16 protein-coding genes and 2 pseudogenes are annotated in these 24,059 nt (G+C 46.8%); 12 read left to right on the forward strand and 6 right to left on the reverse strand.

Annotated features, from left to right (window positions below):
* From CIK93_RS14080 to thrS, 3 genes and pseudogenes are all read right to left on the reverse strand, one after another.
* Positions 1–107: pseudogene (locus tag CIK93_RS14080) on the reverse strand (IS982 family transposase); the annotation flags it as partial.
* A 101-nt stretch (positions 108–208) separates the two neighbouring features.
* Positions 209–547, reverse strand: a pseudogene (locus CIK93_RS03680) (alkaline phosphatase); the annotation flags it as partial.
* Between the two features lie 283 nt (positions 548–830).
* Positions 831–2,774, reverse strand: coding sequence for a threonine--tRNA ligase (gene thrS / locus CIK93_RS03685; RefSeq protein ID WP_094390801.1), 1,944 nt, complete (start codon positions 2,772–2,774; stop codon positions 831–833).
* A 164-nt stretch (positions 2,775–2,938) separates the two neighbouring features.
* On the opposite strand from thrS, the gene ligA reads away from it, so the two are divergent.
* Together ligA and CIK93_RS03695 are read left to right on the forward strand one after the other, a co-directional pair.
* Positions 2,939–4,957, forward strand: a complete 2,019-nt coding sequence (gene ligA / locus CIK93_RS03690; protein ID WP_254046728.1) for an NAD-dependent DNA ligase LigA — start codon at positions 2,939–2,941, stop codon at positions 4,955–4,957.
* A 33-nt stretch (positions 4,958–4,990) separates the two neighbouring features.
* Positions 4,991–5,293, forward strand: a complete 303-nt coding sequence (locus CIK93_RS03695; RefSeq protein ID WP_094446607.1) for a DUF4491 family protein — start codon at positions 4,991–4,993, stop codon at positions 5,291–5,293.
* Between the two features lie 94 nt (positions 5,294–5,387).
* Here CIK93_RS03695 and CIK93_RS03700 read toward each other — a convergent pair whose 3' ends face one another.
* The 3 genes from CIK93_RS03700 to CIK93_RS03710 all read right to left on the reverse strand — a co-directional run bounded on the left by CIK93_RS03700 (position 5,388) and on the right by CIK93_RS03710 (position 10,191).
* Positions 5,388–7,814 carry an ATP-dependent helicase gene (locus CIK93_RS03700; RefSeq protein WP_094446608.1) on the reverse strand — a complete coding sequence of 809 codons (2,427 nt, stop codon included), beginning with the start codon at positions 7,812–7,814 and terminating at the stop codon, positions 5,388–5,390.
* 136 nt (positions 7,815–7,950) lie between these two features.
* On the reverse strand, positions 7,951–8,988 hold the full coding sequence (gene galE / locus CIK93_RS03705; protein WP_094446609.1) for a UDP-glucose 4-epimerase GalE: 1,038 nt from the start codon (positions 8,986–8,988) through the stop codon (positions 7,951–7,953).
* A 78-nt stretch (positions 8,989–9,066) separates the two neighbouring features.
* Entirely contained in the window at positions 9,067–10,191 is a 1,125-nt protein-coding gene (locus CIK93_RS03710; protein WP_158214654.1) for a transglycosylase SLT domain-containing protein, read from the reverse strand.
* A gap of 99 nt (positions 10,192–10,290) precedes the next feature.
* On the opposite strand from CIK93_RS03710, the gene hisG reads away from it, so the two are divergent.
* The 10 genes from hisG (at position 10,291) to CIK93_RS03760 (ending at position 23,947) form a co-directional block, all read left to right on the forward strand.
* A complete protein-coding gene (hisG, locus tag CIK93_RS03715) occupies positions 10,291–11,142 on the forward strand; it encodes an ATP phosphoribosyltransferase (protein ID WP_094390806.1) in 852 nt (283 codons plus the stop codon).
* Positions 11,143–11,272: 130 nt separating this feature from the next.
* On the forward strand, positions 11,273–12,559 hold the full coding sequence (gene hisD, locus CIK93_RS03720; RefSeq protein WP_094446610.1) for a histidinol dehydrogenase: 1,287 nt from the start codon (positions 11,273–11,275) through the stop codon (positions 12,557–12,559).
* Positions 12,556–13,599, forward strand: coding sequence for a histidinol-phosphate transaminase (hisC, locus tag CIK93_RS03725; protein ID WP_094446611.1), 1,044 nt, complete (start codon positions 12,556–12,558; stop codon positions 13,597–13,599). Before hisD ends, hisC begins: the two co-directional genes overlap by 4 nt.
* 11 nt (positions 13,600–13,610) lie before the next feature.
* Positions 13,611–14,798 (forward strand): MFS transporter, encoded by a 1,188-nt coding sequence (locus tag CIK93_RS03730; protein WP_371327197.1) that lies wholly within the window; start codon positions 13,611–13,613, stop codon positions 14,796–14,798.
* A gap of 70 nt (positions 14,799–14,868) precedes the next feature.
* Positions 14,869–16,311 carry a Na+/H+ antiporter NhaC family protein gene (locus CIK93_RS03735; protein ID WP_094446642.1) on the forward strand — a complete coding sequence of 481 codons (1,443 nt, stop codon included), beginning with the start codon at positions 14,869–14,871 and terminating at the stop codon, positions 16,309–16,311.
* Positions 16,308–16,721 (forward strand): secondary thiamine-phosphate synthase enzyme YjbQ, encoded by a 414-nt coding sequence (locus tag CIK93_RS03740; RefSeq protein ID WP_094438925.1) that lies wholly within the window; start codon positions 16,308–16,310, stop codon positions 16,719–16,721. The genes CIK93_RS03735 and CIK93_RS03740 overlap by 4 nt, the downstream gene beginning before the upstream one ends.
* 63 nt (positions 16,722–16,784) lie before the next feature.
* On the forward strand, positions 16,785–19,175 hold the full coding sequence (locus CIK93_RS03745) for a glycoside hydrolase family 2 TIM barrel-domain containing protein (protein ID WP_254046729.1): 2,391 nt from the start codon (positions 16,785–16,787) through the stop codon (positions 19,173–19,175).
* A 197-nt stretch (positions 19,176–19,372) separates the two neighbouring features.
* Complete coding sequence (locus CIK93_RS03750; RefSeq protein WP_094446644.1) at positions 19,373–19,759, forward strand: rhodanese-like domain-containing protein; 387 nt, start codon at positions 19,373–19,375, stop codon at positions 19,757–19,759.
* Positions 19,760–20,248: 489 nt separating this feature from the next.
* Positions 20,249–21,229, forward strand: coding sequence for an IS982 family transposase (locus tag CIK93_RS03755; protein WP_094446613.1), 981 nt, complete (start codon positions 20,249–20,251; stop codon positions 21,227–21,229).
* 651 nt (positions 21,230–21,880) lie between these two features.
* Complete coding sequence (locus tag CIK93_RS03760; RefSeq protein ID WP_094446614.1) at positions 21,881–23,947, forward strand: AAA family ATPase; 2,067 nt, start codon at positions 21,881–21,883, stop codon at positions 23,945–23,947.
* Positions 23,948–24,059 lie beyond the last annotated feature (112 nt).

Genomic DNA, 24,059 nt, shown 5'->3' on the forward strand with positions numbered 1-24,059 from the left:
ACTCCGCTATTGTCTTCCAGCAAATTTCCTGCATTTTCTGCATCAAAATGTTTGCAAAACTCGTCTATAATACAAAATAATTCTGTAACTTTGCAATCGGTAGTCATATTAAATATTTTTGTAACTATTTGATTTTCACCTATAAAGGTACAAAATATTTATGAGACTACCAACTTTTTTATAAACTATTTCTTATCCCGAACTGGGGTATAGTAGGGAAGATTCCACGACTATTTACTATTGCCGATGGAATTTCTGGAGTGCGAGATCCCCATTCGGTGTAGCCGTGTTGTTCTGTACATGCACCATTAAACATAGATGCCCAATTGATGGCAGAGCTTGACTCCAACACACTTCTTTTCATTAGTGTGTATGCACCGTGTTCCATCATATTCTTGATATTAGGAATGTCATGTGCCTTAGGTACACTATAGGCTCCCCACCCATCAAGTCCGATAAGAATTACATGTTGTTTTTTAACTGATTTTGCCATTACGCTACCACCGGTTGCCAGTAGGAGCGCAAGAATGAAGAATAATTGTTTCATGTTATTATTTTTGTTATACATTAGTACTTTCAAATGCAAAGTTACAGAATATAATTGGTTCATGAAAATATTCTCGGCATAAAAGCAAAAGAAAAAAGGCAAAGATAAAAAATACCGATGTATAAATAGCCAAAGCATACAATGGACATACTGAAATAGGCTCAACGTCAAAGAGAAGTATGACGATTAGAGATTAAAAATCACACATAAAGAAAAACTGCCAACCTCATCCAATTACGGAAAGGTTGGCAGCCTATCTTATGAATAATCAGTGTATTCTATCTTAGAAGTCCTTGGTCATCTCATCCACTTCGGCATTAATGTGAGCAATGAAGTCTTCGATGGTCATCACCTTCTGCTCGCCACCACCTTGTGGGCGTACTGCAACTGTGCGATCTGCTTGTTCCTTTTCGCCTACAATCACCATGTATGGGATACGCTTCAATTCGTTGTCGCGAATCTTTCTACCGAGTTTCTCGTTGCGCAGGTCAATGGTAGGACGTACACCACCATCTTGCATCATCTTAGCAACTTCCTTGGCATAGTCGTTATATTTCTCTGACAGAGGCAAAATAGCCACCTGATCAGGTGTGAGCCAAAGTGGGAAATGTCCACTTGTATGCTCAATAAGTACGGCGGTAAAACGTTCGAGTGAACCGAATGGTGCACGGTGTACCATGACAGGAGTCTTCTTCTGGTTGTCCTCGTCGGTATATTCCAACTTGAAACGCTTAGGCAGGTTGTAGTCCACCTGAATGGTACCCAACTGCCAACGACGACCAATGGCATCCTTAATCATGAAGTCAAGTTTAGGACCATAGAAAGCAGCCTCGCCATATTCTACCTTGGCATGGAGACCTTTCTCCTCACATGCTTCAACAATGGCTTTCTCTGCCAATGCCCAGTCCTCATCGGTTCCCACATATTTCTCATGGTCGTTAGGGTCACGAAGAGAAATCTGTGCTTCAAAATTGAAGCCGAAAGCCTTCAGCACGATTCCGATAATGTCCATTACGTTGAGGAACTCTTGTTTTACCTGATCAGGACGACAGAAGATATGAGCGTCATCTTGTGTGAACGAACGCACACGAGTCAGTCCATGAAGCTCACCGCTCTGTTCGTAACGATAAACTGTTCCGAATTCAGCAATGCGCAAAGGCAGATCGCGATATGAACGAGGTTTCCATGCAAAAATCTCGCAGTGATGCGGACAGTTCATAGGTTTCAACATGTATTCCTCATCCTCCTCTGGAGTATGGATGGGTTGGAATGAATCCTTGCCATAATGTGCATAGTGCCCTGAGGTAACGTAGAGGTTTTTAGAACCAATATGCGGAGTAATAACTTCCTTATATCCAAAGCGCTTCTGTACTTTACGCAAGTGTTCCTGCAAGAGCAAACGAAGTTCTGTACCCTTGGGAAGCCAAATAGGAAGTCCCTTACCAACATTCTCTGAGAACATGAAGAGTTCCATTTCCTTGCCGATCTTACGATGATCGCGCTTCTTGGCTTCTTCCAGCATAACGAGGTATTCGTCAAGCATCTTCTTCTTGGGGAATGATACACCGTAGAGACGTTGCATCTGGTGACGTGTAGCATCGCCACGCCAGAAAGCTCCAGCAACATTGGTGAGCTTGATAGCCTTGATTTCTCCTGTGTTCATGAGGTGCGGACCACGACAAAGGTCGGTAAATGCTCCCTGTGTATAAGTTGTGATGGTACCGTCTTCAAGATCTTGCTCAATGTGTTCACACTTATAGGTCTGTCCTGCTGCTGCAAACTCCTTGAGGGCATCAGCCTTGGCCACCTCTTTGCGAACCACGGGCTCTTTCTTCGAAGCCAGTTCCTTCATTTTAGCTTCAATCTTTGGGAAATCACTCTCTTTGATGCTTTCGCCGTCTTTCAGCAGCACATCATAGAAGAAACCGTTCTCGACAGCAGGTCCGAAACCAAATTGGATGCCAGGATACAACTCCTGCAAAGCCTCCGCCAACAAGTGTGCAGAAGTGTGCCAAAATGTGTGTTTACCTTGCTCATCGTCCCATTTATAAAGCTCAACCTGAGCATCTTCCATAATGGGGCGGTTCAGTTCCACTGTTTCGCCATTCACTCCGCAAGCCAATACGCTGCGTGCCAAAGCTGGCGAGATGCTTTCGGCAATCTGAAGTCCAGTAACGCCCTGCTCATACGAGCGAACAGAACCGTCTGGGAAAGTAATGTTGATCATATCTACAATATATGTTTAAGTTTAAATCGAGTGCGAAATTACAAAGTTTTCGGCAAACGACCAAATATTCCTTCGTGAACTTCCAATTATTGGTGCGACATTCCCCGTATTCTCGTTTTTTTTTCTTAAATTTGCAGTCTATTTATCTTATTCCAGTGTAGATTATGGACAATACAACAATAGCCCCACAACAGCTCCAACGCATGAAAGAACTGGTTGAGCAACTCAACCGTGCATCAGAAGCCTATTACAACGGACAAGGCGAACTGATGACAGACTTTGAGTGGGATGCTCGTTTCGATGAGCTCCGCCAATTAGAACAGCAGACCGCCACCGTGTTACCCGATTCGCCTACCCATAACGTATCGCATGACGATATGGCGGGAAAGAAAGAGGAACATGAATTTGCTGCACTTTCATTGGCAAAGACCAAGCTCACCACAGATCTTGAGAAATGGGCAGAAGGGCTCCCTATATGGATATCGTGGAAACTTGACGGACTGACACTTGTGGTGACTTACGATGGAGGACGTCTGTCGAAGGTGGTGACACGCGGAAATGGTCACATCGGTACCAATATCACCCATTTGGCTCAAGCCATCAGCGGTATTCCGCAACAAATTAAAGAGTTGGGACACACGGTAATACGTGGAGAAGCGGTTATCAGTTATGCCGATTTCGAACAGTTTGAAATGGAAAGAGGCGAAGGGTTCGCCAATCCTCGCAATTTAGCATCGGGAACCCTAACATTGAAAGATACGGATGAAGTACGCCGACGTCATGTACAATGGATTCCATTTACATTAGTCTATTGTGAACACGAAATCGTGTCGTGGGGCGAACGCATGAACTGGCTTGACAGTATGGGGTTCAATACGGTGGAGCGAACTGCTGTGCAACAGCCAAACACAAAGAATATACAGGAAGTGATCGACGCGTTCACCCTGCGTGTCACCAACCGGACCTGTCCTTTCCCCGTTGACGGACTCGTCGTATGTTACGATGATACCGACTATGCACAAACAGGTTCTGTCACAGGCCATCATGCCACACGCGCTGGTCTGGCCTTCAAATGGCAAGACGAGGCTGCAGAAACAGAACTCAAAGAGATTGAGTGGTCGTGTGCTGCCAATACCATATCCCCTGTGGCTATTTTCCAACCAGTCAACCTTGAAGGCACGACCGTGCAGCGTGCATCACTCTGCAATATTAGTGAGTGTGAACGACTGGGCATTGGTGGTGCCGGCACGCGCATAGAGGTCATCAAAGCCAATAAAATCATCCCCAAGGTCATTAAAGTCTGTCAGACTGTGGGCGAGTTGCATATTCCTGCACAATGTCCAGTCTGTCACGCAGCAACGGAAGTACGTATCAGCGAGACGAGCGGTACTCGAACGCTTCATTGTACCAACGGTCATTGTCCCGCCAAGCAACTTCGCATCTTTGCCCGTTTTGTATCCAAGGAGGGCATGAACATCGATGGAATTTCAGAGCAAACCATCGCAAAATTTATCAATAAAGGATGGATTAGTGAGTTTGCCGATATTTTCACCCTTGGCGACCATATCCGCGAAATAGCGCAGATGGATGGTTTTGGACAGCGGTCGGCATCAAATATTAAGCAAAGTATAGAAAAAGCACGCCAGACCGAGGCCCACCGTCTGCTCTATGCTCTTACCATTCCACTCTGCGGAGCAGATGTTTGCAAGCGACTACTTGCTGCCTACCCTTTGGAGACACTTGTTAACGAAGCGACAAAAGAAGAGGGAGATCTCTTTGCCACACAACGCGAGCCACAAGAAGTATTTGCCCATGTGGCAGGTATAGGTCCTGAGAAGTCAGCTTCTTTTGTTCGATGGTTCAGAAACACAGACAATCTGTCTCACTATCAGCGACTCATGCAGCAAATTACGGTCAGCCAAGCTTCTTCCCAGCCTACAGGAAGCCGTTGTGAAGGTCTAACCTTTGTCATTACTGGCGATGTGCACCATTACAAGAACCGTAATGCCCTCAAGGCGTACATCGAGAGCCAGGGCGGTCATGTGGCATCGGCAGTCAGCGGTAGTACAAGTTTCCTCATCAATAATGACGTTCAATCAACATCGGGCAAAAACCGTAAAGCACAACAACTGAATATTCCTATTATCTCGGAAGACCAATTCGTTGCCGACTACGGAGAATAACCGACTTTTTATAATTTAAATCAATAAACAACTATGAATTTTTCAGGATTGATAATAGCCGTCATCACCTTTCTGGTTATCGGCATATTCCACCCTATCGTCATCAAGTGTGAATACTATTTCGGCACACGATGCTGGTGGTCCTTTGCCCTTGCCGGCATCGTCTTTATCGCCGCCAGTCTAATTGTTGCTGACAATATCATCAGCCCCATATTAGGCGTTGTGGGATGCTCGTGCCTCTGGAGTATTCTTGAGATTTTCGAACAAAAAGGACGAGTCGAAAAAGGTTGGTTCCCCATGAACCCCAAACGAAAAGACGAATACAAGAAACGTTAAGTGAACTTTGCATCTGCTCTCGACTTCGAGGCGCCGTGACCATTGGTCGAGACGCCTTCGGGATGGATTCGGGATTGCTTTATCGTCTTAACGTCTATTGAACAATCTTAAACTTGGCAAATTTCAGTAAGAGTTGCTTGGTACCTGTGTTGCGGAATTCTACTGTAGCTTTGGCATTTTCTCCACTACCGTCAATACGTAGAACAGTTCCCACTCCGAAACGTTGATGCTCGATAACGTTACCTTCTTTTAATGCCGTTGTTGCAGATGATGCTGAAGTAGAAGAAACGACCCTGTTCACGGGTTTGAAACGATTACCGACCGCATTCTGAAGTTGCTGACGGAAGGAGGGAGACAACGGATCAACACTTGACTCCGGTTGACGAGGAGCCACAATACGGGGTTTGGGGTCTGCCTTAAATTGTGAGGCCACCGGATGAGGATTCTGTAGCCATGAAGAACCGCTTCGTGATGACTGTCCTGAGAAGGAATTCCCATAAACAGATTTTGTTCTTGAACCAGACAGGCTCTCAGCTCGTCCATAATCCTGACGTCCTGACTCCACCCGAAGGAAACGGGTGTCAATATCCTTTATAAACCGCGAAGGAGTGTCATATTCCAACTTACCATAACGCCAACGGTTCTGAGCACATGTCAATATACAATGACGCTCGGCTCTCGTTATAGCCACATAAAGCAAACGACGTTCCTCTTCCAACTCACGTGTAGAACCTGCACTCATGGGAGATGGAAAGATGTTCTCTTCAAGTCCCACGACAAATACCGTAGGAAATTCCAATCCCTTGGCACTATGTACAGTCATCAGCGCCACGCGGTCGTCTTCATCACCTTGTTCGCTGTCAAGGTCTGTCAACAACGCCACATCCTGCAGATAGTCTGCCAGCGACATTTGTTCGACTAATCCCTCTTCACGATGGTTTTCTACAAAATCCTTCAAACTGCCAAGAAATTCTTCAAGGTTTTCCTGACGTGCCACATCATCTGGATTTTTCGAAGCATAGATTTCCTTACTTATACCACTCTCCATGATAATGGCGTGACCTATCTCATAAGCATCTTCAGCAGCCATTCGAACACGCCACCCTTCTATGAGTTGACAGAAGGCATCCAGGCGCGTCAAAGTTGATTTCCCAACAGGAATGGGATGCAGATGCGGTTGTGAGATGACAGACCATAGACTGACGCCATCATGATTAGCAACATCTATAATCTTGCGAAGAGTCGTATCGCCAATGCCTCTTGCCGGATAGTTGATAATACGACGCAAAGCCTCCTCATCGTCGGGGTTGACAACGACACGATAATAAGCCGTAACATCCTTGATTTCTTTGCGTTGATAGAAACTCAGTCCGCCATAGATGCGATATGGGATATTATCTTTCAGCATTTGTTCCTCAAAGGCACGACTCTGCGAATTGGTACGATAGAGTATTGCAAAATCGCAATAACGTCCGTTTTCCGTCTTTCTGATACGTCGGATATCATTACATACGATAATAGCCTCCTCCTTGTCACTATAGGCTGGTTTAAGTACAAGGTGTTCACCCTCGTCATTCTTACTATAAACCGTTTTAGGAATCTGCCGTTGATTATGACGGATCAGACTGTTTGCTGCATCAACGATATTTTGGGTTGACCGGTAATTTCGTTCGAGTTTGAAGAGGCGTGTATTGGGGTATTCCTGTTGGAAATTAAGAATATTGTCGATATTAGCACCACGGAATCCATAGATACTCTGGGCATCATCGCCAACCACACAGATACGTCCTGTGGATTTGGTGAGTTGCGAGACAATAGCTTGTTGGACGTAGTTGGTATCTTGATACTCATCCACGAGTACATACTGAAAACGGTCGATATACTTCTGCAAGACCTCTTCATTAGCATCGAAAAGCATAAAGGTGTTCACCAGTAAATCATCAAAATCCATGGCATTGGACTGTCTGCAACGCTCACAATACCTATTATATATTGCAGAAATTGACGGTTGACGACGTATTGCATCATCTTTCGCCCATGCACTCATAGCATAAGTCTGTGGTAACACCAGATGGTTTTTCGCCATGGAGATGCGATCGGCAACAGAAGCGGGTTTATAGATCTTATCGTCAAGATCCATTTCCTTGATGATGTTCTTCACCAGCGAACGGGAATCGCTTTGGTCGTATATCGTAAAGGACGACTGATACCCAATGGTTTCCGCTTCAACTCGCAGGATGTGTGAGAAAACGGAATGAAAGGTACCCATGTGAAGACCGCGAGCTCTGTCTGTACCAACCAGATTCGCAATACGTTCCTTCATCTCGCGAGCTGCTTTATTTGTAAATGTCAATGCAAGGATATTCCACGGAGCCAGTCCTTTTCTCAAAAGGTATGCTATTTTATAGGTCAGCACACGCGTTTTGCCCGATCCTGCCCCTGCAATAACCAATTGCGGACCATCACACCATTCTACTGCTGTGCGCTGGCTTTCGTTAAGATTGTCGAGTATATCTTCCATTGTCATTTGTTTTTTTTTCAATAGGGTTTTGATAGAATGAGCCCTCGATTCTCATCGGGGGCTCATAACAACACAAACACAAAATAAAAACGCAGTCCCACTATTGAAGACTGGTTAGTCTTTACTATAATTTAAATTATTGTATTCCTTCTTCACGAAGCTTCTGCTGCCAGCGCCACGCACTCATGAGCGTGTCTTCCAGAGAAGTTTCGGCTTTCCATCCCAATACTTTGTTGGCTTTCTCAGGATCAGCCCATACCTTTTCGATATCTCCCTCGCGACGAGGAGCGAAAGTCCAGTTGAGCTTAACGCCTGTAACTTTTTCAAAAGTTTCAACGATTTCCTTGGTAGAGCAGCCATGTCCTGTTCCAATATTGAATACCTCAAGGGCTTCGCTGTCGGTATCAAGCACACGCTCCATGGCTTTCACATGAGCCTTTGCCAAATCCACCACATAGATATAATCGCGGATGCATGTTCCGTCAGGAGTATTGTAATCGTTACCAAACACTTTGAGCTGTTCACGAATACCCATAGCGGTCTGGGTTACATAAGGTATGAGGTTCATAGGCACGCCATTGGGCAGTTCGCCGATAATGGCTGTTGGGTGCGAACCAATCGGATTGAAGTAACGCAACAGGATAGCCTTGATGGGTGCTCCGCTGTGAATATCGTCGCGGATAATCTCCTCGTTGATCTGCTTGGTGTTACCATAAGGACTTTCTGCCGGTTTGATAGGAGCATCCTCTGTAACAGGAAGGTTCTCTGGGGCTGGCTGACCATAAACCGTACAGCTTGACGAGAAAATAATGCCTTTCACATCATGCTTAGGCATGAGTTCCAGCAAATTCACCAAACTAACAATATTGTTACGATAATATAGCAATGGCTTCTCAACACTCTCGCCCACGGCCTTCGATGCAGCGAAATGGATAATTCCAGAAATATCAGGATACTTTGAGAACACACGGTCCATCGCAGCAAAATCGCAGCAATCCACTTGCTCGAATGCAGGACGAACTCCCGTAATCTTCTCGATACCGTCCACCACCTTTGCATTGGAGTTGGACAGATTGTCAACTATCACCACTTTATATCCGGCATTCTGCAGTTCTACGGTAGTGTGACTACCGATGAATCCTGTTCCACCTGTTACAAGTATTGTTTGCTTCATTTTCTTATGCTTTAAAAGAATCTTTGCAAAGTTACACATTATTTTCTTATAAAAAAAATATATTTGCGGAAATATGACTTATATCTTATATTTCTTTTTTTTATGATGTGCTTTTTGGGGTACTCCTGTGGTATTCATGTGGGCGGCTGTCTTAATGCCACGATAGCCATTCCACCGGCTGATAATACGACGCACATAGTCTTCGGTTTCTGTTCCACGCATATAACCGTTCTTCACCACTGGGTCATTATAATATTGCGGTTGCGATAAAGCAAGGATATACTGACTCACATCATTCCAGCGATGCGGGTCACGACCGTGCTTGCGGGTGAGTGCCATGGCGTCTCTCACATGATACGACCCACCATTATAGGCTGCCAGTACAAATTTGATACGTTCCGTCCGATTGGGAATATCGCGGAAATGTCCGTCCAGTTCCTCAATAAACTTCACAGCAGCGGCAATATTCTTGTCTGCATCAAACAAATCGGAATGAGCCAGTCCGAGATGGTTTGCTGTTGACGGCATGATCTGCATCAGACCACAGGCACCTGCCCATGAACGAGCTTGCGAGTCGAATGTTGACTCTTGATAACATTGAGCTGCCAAAAGTCGCCAGTCCCATCTGATACGACGGGCATGTTGCTGGAATTGTGCATCATATTTAGAAATCACGCCTCCTTTCGCATTGAGCATCGGCGCAAATACGCGTCGGCGAACCGAACGAGACGACAGCAGATACTGTTCTTCCTTACGTGTCTCGGCAATCAGCTGAGGACGAAACCATGCTTTTATTTCTTTTTCCAATTGAGGTTTATCGGGACCTATCCGCCACGCCAGCCGATCGTCTCGTCCTGCGAACAGCGCCACATCGGCTTCACCATCCTTGATGCGGCGCACCATCTCTGCCGAATCCCGACAGACCTCGACGCGCAGTCCCACGCCAATCTTTTCCGCAAAGCGTTGACACAGCAGGTATTGCGTTCCAAGATAATGACCATGATAATCATAATAGGTCTCTGGACCCGTCATGGTCAAAACAATCATTTCGCCATTACCCACAATCTGCTCCAAGTCAAAATCTGCCGACAACGAATCTTGCTCCTCTCCCCAAGGTGTGAGTTGAGGTTCATCCTGTTGGTGCTTGCATGCAGCACACAAAAGCAAGAGAGCAAAAACGTGTATATATATTCTCTTTCGCATCAATTTATTAAAATTTCGTTGCAAAAGTAATCAATTTTTTGGAAATATTACCAGAATTGCGTACTTTTGCAAAGGAAATCATCAGAAATAGATTTTTATATGTTGAGAATTGCAGTACAATCCAAAGGTCGTCTGTTTGACGACACGATGAATCTGCTCGCAGAAGCAGATATCAAAGTCAGTTCAGGACGACGCACCCTATTGGTACAATCACAGAATTTCCCCTTAGAAGTGCTCTACTTGCGCGATGACGATATTCCACAGAGCGTTGCAAGTGGTGTTGCTGACATTGGCGTAGTAGGTGAAAACGAATTTGTAGAACGTGGCGAAGATGCTGAAATCATCTCACGCTTGGGATTCTCCAAATGCAGACTTTCACTGGCCATTCCTAAAGACATCAATTATCAGGGGTTGGCATGGTTCAACGGCAAGAAAATTGCCACATCCTATCCTAATATCCTGCAACATTTCATGGAGCAGCACAACATCAACGCCGAAATCCACGTCATCACAGGTTCCGTAGAAATCAGTCCGGGAATCGGTTTGGCTGATGGTATCTTCGACATCGTCAGCAGCGGATCCACACTGGTCAGCAACAACCTGAGTGAGGTGGAAGTGGTCATGCAGAGCGAGGCATTACTCATCGGCAACAAGAATATGAGTCAGGAGAAGCGCGAAATACTCGAACAGATGCTCTTCCGCTTTAAGGCCGTCAAAGACGCAGAAGACAAGAAGTACGTGCGCATGAATGCCCCCAAGGCAAGACTACAGGAAATCATCAGCGTATTGCCAGGACTGAAGAGTCCTACTATCATTCCATTGGCCGACGACGACTGGTGCTCCGTACATACCGTACTCGACCAAAAGCGTTTCTGGGAGATTATCGGCAAACTGAAAGAAATGGGTGCACAGGGCATTCTCGTGACTCCTATTGAAAAAATGATACTTTAAGCGAAAAACAAACGCTTCTTTATCACTTATCCTGTCACTTACAGGTTAACCCCCACAAGAGTAGAGCAAGGTAATTGCTCTACTCTATGCTATTAAAAAAGGAAATAACATAACGGAAGGAATTTAAGCTATGAGAACTTATCGATACCCGCAACAAAACGAATGGAAAGAAATTATCCAGCGTCCACATCTGGACCTCTCCAAGCTCCATGCCACGGTGACTGGGGTGCTCAACGACATCAAAGAGCATGGCGATGAGGCTGTCAAGAAGTACGAGGCTCAGTTTGACCACGTAACACTCCATTCTTTGGCTGTTTCAGCACAGGAGATGGACGAGGCAGAACATCTGTTGGATGATAAACTGAAAGCTGCCATCATTTTGGCACACAAAAACATTCATGCCTTTCATGCAGCACAAAAGTTTGAAGGGAAACCCATTGAAACGCGTCAAGGCGTGACATGCTGGCAAAAAAGTGTGGCGATCGAAAAAGTCGGATTGTATATTCCTGGGGGTACTGCCCCACTCTTCTCCACAGTTCTCATGCTGGCTACTCCTGCAAAAATTGCAGGATGCAGCGAAATCGTACTCTGCACCCCGCCAAACAGCGAAGGCAAGGTGAATCCTGCCATTCTCTATGCCGCACAGGTGGCTGGCGTCAACAGAATCTTCAAGGCTGGAGGCGTACAGGCCATAGGTGCCATGGCATACGGAACGGAAAGCGTACCGAAAGTCTATAAGATTTTTGGACCGGGAAACCAATACGTCATGGCTGCCAAACAACAGGTTAGTCTCGACGAGGTGGCAATCGACATGCCCGCTGGACCGTCGGAAGTATGTGTCATTGCCGACCACCAGGCCAATGCAACATTCGTAGCAGCAGACCTGCTGTCTCAGGCAGAACACGGAATCGACTCACAGGTGTTGCTCATCACCACCTCTGAAGAGAAACTCCATGAGATACAAGAGGAGGTTAATCGCCAACTGCAAGCATTGCCACGCAAGGAAATGGCGGCAAAAGCGTTGGAAAACAGCAACTATGTCTTGGTAAGCGATCTCGATGAGGCCATGAAACTGTCTAATGCCTATGCACCGGAACACCTCATTTTGCAGGTTGAGGACTATGAGGCCTTAGCAGAAAAGGTTATCAATGCAGGAAGTGTCTTCCTCGGAAAATATGCCTGCGAGAGTGCAGGAGACTATGCAAGCGGCACCAACCACACACTCCCCACTCATGGCTATGCAACAGCCTACAGCGGCGTGAATCTCGACAGCTACTGCCGTAAAGTCACCTTCCAACACCTTACAGAACAAGGCATCAGGGAAATTGGCCGCGCTGTGGAACTCATGGCAGAAGCCGAACAGCTTGATGCTCACCGTAACGCAATGACAGTTAGAATAAAATCGCTTAAAGCATGAAACAACTTGAACAACTGGTAAGACCAAATATTTGGAAACTCGCACCTTATAGCTCTGCCCGCGACGAATACTCTGGCAAGCAGGCTCACGTCTTTCTCGATGCCAACGAGAATCCGTACAGCATGACCGACAATAACAGATACCCAGACCCACTCCAGCGAGAACTCAAAGTGGCGCTGTCCAAGGTCAAGGGTGTCGCTCCTGAGCATATTTTTCTCGGTAACGGTAGCGACGAAGCTATCGACCTGCCTTACCGCATCTTCTGCGAACCGGGACGCGACAACGTGGTGGCCATCGAACCTACATACGGCATGTACCGCGTGTGCGCAGATATCAATAATGTGGAATATCGCACAGTGACGCTCAACGAGAGTTTTCAGTTTCAGGCCGATCAAATATTGCAGGCTTGCGACGAGAACACCAAACTGATATGGTTCTGTTCGCCCAACAATCCTACAGGAAACTCACTCGACAGAGAGGAGATGCTCCATGTCGTAGAACGCTTCCAGGGTATTGTCATCATCGATGAGGCGTACATCGATTTCTCACGCCAGCAGTCGTTCCGTAGCGAACTGGCAACCCACCCCAACCTCATTGTGCTCAACACCATGAGCAAGGCATGGGCATTGGCAGCAATCCGCTTGGGCATGGCATTTGCCAGCAAGGAAATCATCGATATATTTAATAAGGTGAAATACCCCTATAATATCAACCGACTGACACAGGCAGAGGCGATGGAAGCCCTTGCCAACCCCTATGACGTGGATAGATGGGTGAAAAGTATTCTCGACGAGAGAGTTCGCATGATGAAAGCATTCCTCGAATTGCCGGTTTGCCAACAGGTATATCCGTCAGATGCCAACTTCTTTCTGGCTCGCATGACCGATGCACAGTCTATCTATGACTATCTGGTCGATCATGGAATTATTGTACGCAACAGATCACGCATCACACTATGCCATAACTGTCTGCGTGTGACCATCGGACTGAAGAGCGAGAACAACGAACTTATTGCTGCATTACGGCAATACGTACAATAAACCCGATGTCCATGGAAAGACTGTGGAATGCCAATTACGTGAAGGTCATGACAGCCAATTTCTCGCTGTTCTTTGCCTTCTATCTCCTGACACCTCTTCTGCCACTCTATCTCAGCGAAACTTTCGGAGCTACGAAAGACGTGATAGGACTGGTGCTTTCGGGATATACCGTTACGGCATTACTCTTCCGGCCATTCAGCGGTTATTTTGTTGATACGTTTCCTCGAAAGAAGGTGCTCATGGTATGCTTTGCCGCATTCTCCATCTTCTTTGCAGGATATCTGGCTGCAGGAACCTTGTTGATGTTTGCATTGGTCAGAACATTACACGGAGGACCCTTTGGTGCGCTCACGGTTGCCAATTCAACGGTAGCCATCGATGTGCTCCCTTCCTCACGACGTAATGAAGGCGTGGGCTATTATGGCCTGAGCAATAATCTCGCCATGGCCATCGCACCAACATTTGCCATTTATATCTATGCCGAGACCCACAATTTCGAATTGCTGTTTTGGATGGCGTTGATCATAGCGACATTCGGTTGGATGGTGGATGCGACAGTTCGGCTAAAGCCCACTACCGTCACCCAGAAACCTAAGCGCATCTCCCTTGACAGATTCTTTCTGGCACGTGGCTGGATGCTGGGGTTCAACATGATATTCTTCGGATTCTGTTTTGGCGTACTGAGCAACTATCTGGCGATCTACGGCAAACAGGTCTTGGGAATGACTGGAGGAACAGGAACGTGGTTCCTGCTCTGTTCCATCGGTCTGATGATGTCGCGACTACAGGGGAGCAAGGCGCTACGCCAAGGCAAACTCACACAAAATGCGACAGAGGGCATGCTCCTCTCGCTGGCAGGATACACCATCTTCGTCGCCTGTCCTGACATGGTCGGCTATTACGGCTCAGCCATACTCATCGGATTAGGCAACGGACACCTGTGGCCTGCCTTCCAGAATATGATAATCTCCATGGCACACCACAACGAGCGAGGCACGGCAAACTCCACCATACTCATCTCGTGGGACGTAGGCGTCGGCATAGGCATTATCGCTGGCGGAGCCATTGCCGAGCACTTAGGCTACGCTACCGCATTCTGGACCGTATCAGTCACTCATGCGCTGGGAGTATTGCTCTATTTCGTGCGAACCAGAAGATTCTTCCTCTCAGGACGTTTAGATCAGCCATCGGCATCCTGACATCGGACAAACGACATCCATCACCCCTATAATTCTAATAAAATTGGAAAAGAAGAAAAAGGAATTGACGATCAAGAAACGACCATCGGTCTTTCTGTCTATACTGCCGCTAATTGTATTGGTGATCATGCTGACCTTCACCATCCGATCGTTTGGCAGCGATTCTCTTGAAGGAGCAAGCCAAATCACACTACTCTCTGTATCGGCGCTTTGCGTACTCATCGGAATGGTATTCCTTCATGTGCCGTGGGCAAGTTTTGAGAAAGCCATCACGAAAAATGTGGCAAGTGTGGCAAGTGCCCTCACCATCCTGCTGTTCATCGGTGCGTTAAGTGGCGCATGGATGGTCAGCGGTGTTGTCCCTACGCTCATCAGCTACGGAATACAGCTTATCCATCCCGATATTTTCCTCGCTTCTGCCTGCGTCATCTGTGCCTTGGTAAGCCTTATGACGGGTAGTTCATGGACTACCATTGCCACCATCGGAATAGCCCTGATGGGCATCGGACGCGCACAGGGATTTAGCGACGGATGGATTGCCGGAGCCATCATCAGCGGCGCCTATTTCGGCGATAAGATTTCGCCCCTTTCCGAAACCACCGTATTGGCGTCTGGAAGCATGGGCGTTCCCTTGTTCCGCCACATCCGATACATGCTGATCACCACCATTCCTTCCTTGACCATTGCACTGATACTCTTTACCATAGGCGGTATTCTCTACACCACCAACGACAGTCAGAACATCATGTCGTTTACTGCCGCTTTGGAACAGCGTTTCCATATCACCCCATGGCTTCTGGCAGTCCCTGTACTGACCGGCGTGATGATCGCACGCCGATGGCCGCCATTGATCACGCTGTTTCTCTCCACCTTGACGGCCATCATCTTCGGTCTGATCTTCCAGACCGATGTGATTCGCGACATCGACCCGTCACTCTTCAAAGCTGCCATGAAGAGCGTTTACGGCAGTACGTCTGTGGCTGACGACATCCCCGTACTGACTGAACTTGTCTCCACGCGCGGAATGGCTGGCATGATGGACACCATCTGGCTCATCATCTGCGCCATGTGCTTCGGAGGTGCCATGTCGGCAGGTGGCATGGTAGGCGGCATCACACGCCTTTTTGTTCATTTGGTGAAGGGACGCACCACCATGGTAGCATCAACAGCCTGTACCGGAATGATGATGAATCTGGCGGTGGCAGACCAGTATCTGTGTATCCTGCTGACGGGAAATATGTTTAAGGATATCTATGACCGTCAGGGTTACGAGCGCTGCCTGTTGAGTCGCACGACGGAAGATGCCGTTACCGTCACTTCCGTCCTCGTGCCTTGGAACACCTGCGGCATGACGCAGGCCACGGTATTGGGCGTTGCCACGTTCACCTATCTGCCCTATTGTTTCTTCAATATCCTCAGCCCGTTGATGAGCATCTTCATTGCTTCCATCGGCTATAAGATAGTGAGACACAAGCCTGATTTATCCACTGACAACAACAATACGCCATCATGATACAGCAAACCACCTTTTCCCTTGCCCCCAAACGCAGGGGGTGCCATCTGGTGACCAACGAGATACTGGCAAACCTCACCGCACCGTTGCCTGAAACCGGACTCCTTAACCTCTTCGTACAGCACACCTCGTGTGCACTCTCTATCAACGAGAATGCCGATCCTGATGTGAGAACGGACATGGAAGAGATTCTCAATCATGTTGTAAGAGAAAACGAGTCATACTACCAACATGTATTCGAAGGGGCTGACGACATGCCTGCCCATGCCAAATCATCGCTCTTCGGCGTGAGCCTGTCTATTCCCATCACTCACGGCAGACTCAACCTTGGAACATGGCAGGGCATCTATCTCTGTGAATTCCGCAATCATGGCGGATCACGACGTATCGTCGCCACCGTCATATCATGATCTATAATTCATAACCGCCTAATTATTATGCCATTTCCTAAATCTATTAAAACAAAGTCTTTAATGCTGATCATGGCAGGCGGACTACTGTTCCAACCGCTTCAAGCCGCCGTACGCGACACCATTTCCCTGTCGCGCAACTGGCAGTTTTACAGAGGCGATGTGGCCCACACCGATGAGTTGAAAAACAAGAGCATGGAAGTGGTTCATCTGCCCCACGATTTCCAGATCTCGCAACCATGGGTAGCTCCGCAACAAGACGAGAAGGTCAACAAAAATGATGCTGCCAACAATACCAAGAGCCGACTCAGCAGCAGAGGATTCAAGGAGATGGCTGTTGGTTGGTACAGGCGTACCGTCACCCCAGACAACAGTTGGAAAAACAGGCGCATCGTGCTCGATGTTGAAGGCATCATGCTCGTGGGCGATGTCTATCTCAACGGACAACGGATAGGAGGCACAGACTACGGCTATCTCGGTTTTGAAACCGACATCACCGACAAGCTGATCTTCGGTCAGGAAAACGAAATACTCGTCAGGGCAGACACCCAGTCTCCCGACAATTCACGATGGTACACCGGTGGCGGCCTCTATCGTGACGTGCGCTTGATCATCAGCAATAAAGACACGCATTTTGCACGCCACCCTTTATTCATCACAACCGTTGACAACCGACAGGTGTGCATTCAAGCGGAGCTGTTCAACAAAAGAAAGGCAGAACCCCTGACCGTCGGAGTAACGATCGTTGACCAGAGCGGACAGACCGTTGCCCAACACGAACAACCCCTCCACTACTCGCCACGCTGGCGACAGCGTGAATATCCGTTGGACACGATAACCCTTCAGCATCCACAGCTCTGGTCGTGTGAAAGTCCGTACCTTTACACCGCCATCGTCACGATCTACAACCGTCAGCACCAGCCCCTCGACCAGGTATCGCAGTCCTTCGGCGTGAGAACCATCGCGTTTTCTCCACAATACGGCCTGCGCATCAACGGAAAGAAAGTGCTGCTCAAGGGCTTTGCCAATCACCATACACTCGGCGCATTGGGAGCGGCAGCCTACCCTCGCGCCATTGAAAAGCGGCTGCAACTGATGAAGTCGTTTGGCTACAACCACGTCCGTACTGCCCATAATCCATATAGCGAAGAGTTTCTGAACCTCTGCGACAAATACGGAATCATCGTGGTCAACGAACTGTACGACAAATGGCTGCAACAGTTTGCCGGAGGACGCACGTCCTGGCAGAACCTATGGCAGAACGACATCACAGAATGGGTGCAGCGCGACCGCAACCACCCCTCCGTCGTCATGTGGAGCTTAGGCAACGAACTGCAACAGCGGTCCGACCTCCCCTTCAACGATTGGGGTGTTACCGCCTACCGCCTCATGCGAACCCTGCTGCACCGTTACGACACCACACGTCCCACCACCGTAGCCATGCATCCACGCTATAGGAGTCTCGAAACCGATTCGTTGCCGGCTCCGTTGGCTATCGCAACAGACATCGCCTCCTACAACTACAGATACCAGTACTTCCCTGGAGACCGTAAGCGTTATCCCGACCATATCTTCTATCAAAGCGAGGCCAACACCTCGATGATAGGCACCAACTTTTTCGGCATGAACCACGATTGGGTGGTCGGACTGGCATATTGGGGTGCTATCGACTATCTTGGCGAAAGCATGGGGTGGCCCGTCAAGGGATGGAACCAAGGGGTGTTCGACATCTCCTTGCAACCCAAGCCATTGGCATATCTCGTCAAGAGCATGTTTACCACCGAACCCACTGTTCACATCGCCATCCTGGATCATGCGCAGCATAGCGAAGAATGGAACGGCATCAATGTGGCTGTTGACCAATTATCAGATCATTGGAACAGGACAGCAGGCGACACCCTCTCGCTCTACACCTATACCAATGCCGAGGAAGTAGAACTGCTGCTCAACGGAAAGTCATTAGGCAGGAAGCGCAACAACATATTGCCCACACAGCGCAACCGCATCTTCTGGCGAGGTATCGTCTATCAGCGAGGGCGCCTGGAGGCTGTTGCCCGCAACAACGGAAAGATAGTGGCTCGCCACAGGATAGAAACCACAGGAGCGGCGACTGCCTTACAGATAGAAGCCGACAACAGCCAGTGGAAAGCTGACGGGAAAGACCTGCAACATCTGCGCATCACAGCCATTGACCGCCAAGGACGCCGGGTGTGGGATGTCAACGACCCGTTGGTGTTTAAGGTAGAAGGTCCGGCAGAGATTGTTGCCACAGACAACGGCGATTTGCAGTCCGATGAAGTTCATGTCGGCAACCGTCGCCACCTCTACCACGGCTCAGCGTTAGTCATTCTGCGTTCCACCGGCGACACCGGCAATGTAAGACTCACCGTTGACAGTAAAGGACGCTATCCTCAAACCATCTGGAAAGGCAGCACATCGCACTCACGAAGATAAAAAAATTTAAGTTTCGCAACTGATGGAATTGATTGAAGTTAAAGCAGTTATCACTCCCCACGGTCGTTCGGGAAGTTAAGAGACAATAGCCTTTTGCCGTAAGACGTAGGACATTTGTCCCTTAACTTCTCTCTAACTTCCCTAACTTCCCTTAACTTCCCCACATGCGAAAGTTCAGTAACAAAACAAAACAAACAATGAAAAGAAAGATACTATCCCTCGCCGCCATGGTCCTGACGACCATCACCGGCAACGCCCAAAGCCAGGCTTTCAAGAGTCTGACGGTAGAAGCCTACGAACAAGCTATTGCCGACACAACAGTCATCCGTCTTGACGTGCGCACGTCAGAAGAGTTTGCCGCAGGTCATATAGACCGCGCCATCAACATCGATGTGCTCAACCCCGACTTTGAGCAACGCGCCACCACAACCCTTCCCCTCAGCAAGACCATCGCCATCAACTGTCGCAGTGGCAAGCGAAGCAAGCGTGCCGCCCAAATTCTTGTCCGTCATGGCTATCGCGTCATTGAGCTCGACTCCGGCTATCTCGGTTGGGTGGCAGCCGGCAAGAAAATCACGCGATAATACCACACAGCTCCGTTTCGCCAGAAAGTCAAATGAAGCCCTTGTTTTTGCTTTTTGGAAACTGTAATACTGTAACTGTTATTTGTTATTTGAAACACTTAAATGGATATATCAGATATTCGACCAGTATGTTGTTATCAATAAATTAGTCATATCGCACTCATTCCCACATCGTGAGGTTTCTCCCTTTCAGTAGCCTGTTTCTCCCATTTTTGTCCCATCATCGTCCGCTCAATTTTGGGATTTAATGCGGATTCACTGGTGACTTACTGAGGAGTTGCCCACGTCTGTGTGCGGACGGAATTTTCAGTGCAATGAGTGATTCTCTTTTGAAACACGGTGCAGAGATAGTGCAAACCGAACGGAATGTAAAAGAAAAACTCGTTTTTCTTTTCATTCCCGAGGTGCCTCACACAAGCATTATTCATCACACAACAATACAAGGAGCGTTACGATACCCGTTGGTGGAATTAATTTAAGTTGATAAATATGAGTAAAAGGTTGTATATATCGCTGTTTTTTAGTAACTTAGTGGTGTTCAAAACATTAAGTTCAAACCATCGTATGTACAACCTTTATACAAAATTCGTCAAAATACTTGAGATATGCGAACAATTCTCTGAAAATCTCGTCAATGAATCGGGTAATGTTCCACGTCGTGGTCCTGTTCCCAAGTTTTCGGATTTGGAAGTGGTGGCGCTATCCCTGACAGCAGAGACCGAGAGCATTGATAGTGAGAAGTGGTTGTTCGACTATAAATTGCAAGAGTACAAGGACAGCATTCCCAATCTCATATCAAGGAGACAGTTCAATGACCGCAGGAAGAAAACGTCAGGCCTGTGTGAGGAACTGCGCAAGAGGATTGCCATGGAAATGGATGGCGGAGAGGAACAATTCTTTGTTGACTCCAAGCCGATAGAGGTTTGGAGGGTTGCAAGAGGAAAACGTTGCAAGATGGGACGTACCGGCAATTTCTCGCAAGCTCCCGACTTCGGCTTCTGTGCTTCGCAGAACACGTATTATTTTGGTTATAAGTTACACGCTCTATGTGGGTTAAGTGGAGTTATCCATTCCTATGATCTGTCAAAGGCAAGTGTAGTTGACCTCCATTATATGAAGGATGTAAAACATACTTATCACGACTGTAGCATCTATGGTGACAAAGGGTATATTGGAGCTGACGTACAGCTTGACTTGTTCGAAACCGCACACATAAGACTGGAGTGTCCGTATCGGCTCAACCAAAAGGATTGGAAACCGACATTCATTCCGTTTGCAAAGGCAAGAAAGAGGATTGAGACAATATTCTCACAAATTACATACCAGTTTCTGGTCATCAGGAACTACGCGAAAATAACGAATGGTTTGTTTGCCAGAATCATTGGCAAAATTAGTGCACTTACCATTCTGCAATACGTAAACTTCATTAACGACAAGCCCATTGGCAGAATTAAGTATGCACTAAATTAATTCCGCCAACAGGTTAAAGAAGGGAATATTGTCGTTCCTTGTATATGGAAATCCGCCATTCCTTTTGGTCGCAATAGAAAAATCTCATATGTAAAGGATTCCAATGGTATCTACTTTGAGATCAATCTGAAAGGGAATATCATACGTCAACTAGATTCTTGTCCGAAAAATATATGTATTATTATTTAGTGAACTCAAAAATAGAAAATTCAAATGGGAATTATAGCATTTGGTATAGCAACCCTTCGTCCACTAAGTATCTGTTTTAGCAAATATTGGACGAACCATCAGATCCTGTCATATAATCTGGCTTGTTATCTACTTGAAGATGACGAGCCAGAATTGTGAGAAGGCTCATCGTGACAAAAACGCATATCCTGTCCCGTAAATTTCTCTCTATTAGCCTTGTGGCTATGCATAAAAAACACTATCTTTGCGCCCGCTTTTAGAATAAGCACTCGAAGAAAAGAAAAAACACAATCCCAAAGAAACTAATGTAGAGCCGTTTCTCGGTTAATATACGCGATCTTTGACATAATGGCACAACTAATCCAACAGACAATAAAAATCTCGTTGTCTATTAATCTCTCGTGCTCTATATCAAGAGAGCAATATGTTTAGAAAAGATAAGCAACTTAAACCGTTTATAATTTGAAAGACATCTCAAATATCTCGCTGACCTTGTCAGCAAAAAATCTTTCCATCTATACTGATGGATCAGTGACTGTGAACATAAAGGCAAAAAGTGGTTCATATATCAAGAAAGACCGCTTCTCCTGCTTCATCTATACTGATGACTACTATCCGATTTGCAATAGCGATGAGTCTGGTAAACAGCTTCCAATTAATGGTGGTTGCATCGACATCGAGATTCAAAGCCACAAGATTTGGTTACCTGGGGACTATATCCTATTCGTTCTTGACGAAACCACAAAGTCGCAATTACGGATTGATTTCAGCCTTGATGACAGGTTAAGAGTCATCTGCGGCGAACCAAAGGAATGTAACTCTGGCAGTTTGGATTACGTCCTGACCTCATGCGTAGAAAATACCGATGCCAGTTGGGATGTTGTTGCTACTGCGCCAGGAGCAGCCCAGTTGAGGAGGTATGTGCTTGAATGCAACCAGTTTAAGAACTACAACAAACTCCGGAAGCAACTTAATGTGAAAGAGTTAAAATGCAACAGGAATCTCCTGATATACACTTACAACCAAGACTGGTCTGTCCAGACGTTGGAAATGTTCAAGAAACTTTGCGTTTTCGGAACATATTTCACCCACATAGATTGCTCATCACTCAACAACGTGTCTTCTGTTAGTCAAACGTTGGCTTTAGACGAGAAATTCAAGGGTACAAACCATGTTTACTGTCTGACGAATCTGAGCTCACTCTTAACTAGTGATGAGAAAATGGTGGTAAAGAAAGTCGAAGAAAGAATGCATGATGAAAAAGGGCTATGCACACTTTGGCTTTGTGGAAGCCGCCAAGAGATTGACAGCGTAATGGAAGTATATCCTTTGCTGCGTGAATTCTTCCTTAGTAGCAACCAGTTGGAACAGCAACCATACACAGACTTCGAGATTGTTCAAGCATTTATCTCAGAGTTCGAGAAAGAGGACTTGATGCCCACGGACGAAGTAAAAGATGAACTTTCCAGAGCCATTCTCAAATGTCAGGAGGACGGCAGTATAGGTACTTGGTCATTAAGTAGTATCCATCACTTCATTGTTCAAGATGTACTCCCGAGATATGTCAAAAGAGCCATCAACGATATAGTGAGTGAGGATATATCGCCTCTCACCATGGAAGATATAGACTTGAGCCTCCTTCCGCATACAACCTCGGCATTCGAGGACAGTATCAAAGAACTTGATCGTATGGTTGGACTTGATGACATCAAACAAAGTATCATCACCATGGCCAATCAGGCACGATTCTGTCTTGAACGGCGTAGGGCAGGTTTTCCAACCTCCGATGACACTCCCCGTCATGCTATTTTTACCGGGAATCCTGGAACAGGCAAAACAACCGTTGCGAAGATGATAGGCAGGATCTATCACTCACTCGGCGTCTTGTCTAAAGGAGAAGTAATTTGCACAGACCGTACAAGACTTGTCGGACGCTATGTTGGAGAAACGGAAAACAACATGAAGATAGTCCTAGCAGAGGCACATGGGAATGTGCTTTTCATTGACGAAGCATACAACCTATACGATGGTGCGGATGATCGCCAAGACTATGGTAACCACGTCTTAGACAGCCTGCTAACCGTTCTTGCTCAGCCTAACCCCGACATGGTCATTATCCTCGCAGGATATGAGAAAGAAATGGATGCCATGCTGAACTCGAACCCTGGCTTATCAGGGCGTTTCACATACAAATATCGTTTCAATGACTATAATGCTGAACAGCTTATGGAAATAGCCTGCAATTTGTTCAATCGTGATCAATATGTACTTACTGACGAAGCCAAGGATATGCTGACTGAAACGATTAGCGAGACAGTGTCTCAACGAACAAAGAACTTTGGAAATGCCAGATGGGTTGAGCAATTCGTTAAAAATGGAATCATCCCAGCAATGGCAGACCGGGTTATACATGCTACCACAAAGGATTACCAACACATCTTGGTTTCTGATGTGGTAGAGGGATATAAGCGTTTCAATCCCAATGTTATTGAACTGAAGCCACGCCGAAAGGTGGGCTTCAGTGCCTAAAAGGCACCACAATATGCTAAAAAATGCACAAATTGTTGTGATGATGAGATAAATTGTGTAAATTTGCACAAAATTGCCAACAATAGCATTCTTGCGGCAAGCTCATCTAACA

Source organism: Prevotella sp. P3-92 (genome assembly GCF_002251205.1).
Classification (GTDB): Bacteria; Bacteroidota; Bacteroidia; order Bacteroidales; family Bacteroidaceae; genus Prevotella.

Bases quoted from the DNA above. Each gene is read 5' to 3' on its own strand.
- hisG (WP_094390806.1), top strand. From the start codon at position 10,291: ATGTTGAGAATTGCAGTACAATCCAAAGGTCGTCTGTTTGACGACACG.
- CIK93_RS03700 (WP_094446608.1), bottom strand. From the start codon at position 7,814: ATGGAAGATATACTCGACAATCTTAACGAAAGCCAGCGCACAGCAGTA.
- CIK93_RS03745 (WP_254046729.1), top strand. From the start codon at position 16,785: ATGCTGATCATGGCAGGCGGACTACTGTTCCAACCGCTTCAAGCCGCC.
- CIK93_RS03710 (WP_158214654.1), bottom strand. From the start codon at position 10,191: ATGCGAAAGAGAATATATATACACGTTTTTGCTCTCTTGCTTTTGTGT.
- CIK93_RS03695 (WP_094446607.1), top strand. From the start codon at position 4,991: ATGAATTTTTCAGGATTGATAATAGCCGTCATCACCTTTCTGGTTATC.
- hisD (WP_094446610.1), top strand. From the start codon at position 11,273: ATGAGAACTTATCGATACCCGCAACAAAACGAATGGAAAGAAATTATC.
- thrS (WP_094390801.1), bottom strand. From the start codon at position 2,774: ATGATCAACATTACTTTCCCAGACGGTTCTGTTCGCTCGTATGAGCAG.
- CIK93_RS03750 (WP_094446644.1), top strand. From the start codon at position 19,373: ATGAAAAGAAAGATACTATCCCTCGCCGCCATGGTCCTGACGACCATC.
- CIK93_RS03730 (WP_371327197.1), top strand. From the start codon at position 13,611: ATGGAAAGACTGTGGAATGCCAATTACGTGAAGGTCATGACAGCCAAT.
- galE (WP_094446609.1), bottom strand. From the start codon at position 8,988: ATGAAGCAAACAATACTTGTAACAGGTGGAACAGGATTCATCGGTAGT.
- CIK93_RS03740 (WP_094438925.1), top strand. From the start codon at position 16,308: ATGATACAGCAAACCACCTTTTCCCTTGCCCCCAAACGCAGGGGGTGC.
- CIK93_RS03755 (WP_094446613.1), top strand. From the start codon at position 20,249: ATGAGTAAAAGGTTGTATATATCGCTGTTTTTTAGTAACTTAGTGGTG.
- ligA (WP_254046728.1), top strand. From the start codon at position 2,939: ATGGACAATACAACAATAGCCCCACAACAGCTCCAACGCATGAAAGAA.
- hisC (WP_094446611.1), top strand. From the start codon at position 12,556: ATGAAACAACTTGAACAACTGGTAAGACCAAATATTTGGAAACTCGCA.